Below are 324 nucleotides of genomic sequence, written 5' to 3'. Positions count from 1 at the left end.
TGGAGGAAAAATGACCATCACCGGCATCATCAGCGCCATTCTCATCGGCATCGTCGTCGGCGTGATCGGCCGCCTCATCGTGCCAGGGAAGCAGCCCATCGGCTTCCTGGTGACAATTCTCGTCGGCATCGTCGCCGCGTTCATCGGCACCGCCCTCGCGCGCGCCATGGGGATCCCGACCGCCACCAGCGGCATCGACTGGCTCGAGCTGCTGGTCCAGGTCGTCGTCGCCGCGATCGGCGTCGCGCTCGTCGCGGCCGTCATGGGTCGCCGAACCGGGGTACTGGGCCGCCGGCGCTCGGGCCTGATGCGCTGACCCACACC

General features: G+C 68.5%; 1 protein-coding gene. It reads left to right on the top strand.

What is annotated here, in order from left to right:
• On the top strand, window positions 1–316 hold a 316-nt coding region (locus tag HOP58_RS22885; RefSeq protein WP_234261935.1), incomplete at its 5' end, for a GlsB/YeaQ/YmgE family stress response membrane protein.
• Window positions 317–324: the final 8 nt, after the last annotated feature.

This window comes from Halomonas sp. MCCC 1A11062 (genome assembly GCF_021404355.1).
Taxonomy (GTDB): domain Bacteria; phylum Pseudomonadota; class Gammaproteobacteria; order Pseudomonadales; family Halomonadaceae; genus Halomonas; species Halomonas aerodenitrificans.
Note: the sequence above shows the minus strand (reverse complement) of the source record. Positions and strands in the feature narration are given on the sequence as shown.